Below are 560 nucleotides of genomic sequence, written 5' to 3'. Positions count from 1 at the left end.
CCATGGGCGTCCGGCCCGTGGTGTGGCGGGTTCAGGAGGTAACAGAGGCTTGATGATGGTCCATGCCTCATCGGGAAGGTCGTAGCGAGCCATAGTTCACGTATAGGAAATTGAAAAACCAGACGATACCGCTGTCCGCGCCTTATGCCACGTGAGCTTTTCTGCTTTTCCCTCCACTCCGGTGTTTTCTCTCTCTGCATGGTCGATTCTTATACCGCAACAGGCTGTTTTTTATACTTGCACCGATTCCCGGGCACACTTAGCCTGTGTCAGGCCGGCATATACCTCAGCAGACTGATATCCCGCGCGTTTTTCTTCAGCCCCTCCACATTCAGTCCCGCGATGGCCCGGCGGTATACCATCCGGCCGCCACACAGCACGCATTCGAACGAGTCACGACTCAGGAACTGTTTCACCATTTGTGCATAGCACACTTTCGCCACTGGTTCCTGTTTATCCATCCCCAGAGCACGGTACACCTGCGGCAGCTTCTCTCCACACACCCGGTTGGCAAGGAACCCGAAGTACCTCACCATCTTAAAAAACTTCTCCGGGATGTG

General features: G+C 54.6%; 2 pseudogenes. Both read right to left on the bottom strand.

The window, feature by feature from the left end:
• Positions 1-93, bottom strand: a pseudogene (locus tag BFF42_RS20315) (IS5/IS1182 family transposase); the annotation flags it as partial.
• Positions 94-269: 176 nt separating this feature from the next.
• Positions 270-560 (bottom strand): annotated as a pseudogene (locus BFF42_RS20310) (IS91 family transposase); the annotation flags it as partial.

The sequence above is a fragment of the Shigella sp. FC1661 genome (assembly GCF_001712525.1).
Lineage (GTDB): Bacteria > Pseudomonadota > Gammaproteobacteria > Enterobacterales > Enterobacteriaceae > Escherichia > Escherichia coli.
Note: the sequence above shows the minus strand (reverse complement) of the source record. Positions and strands in the feature narration are given on the sequence as shown.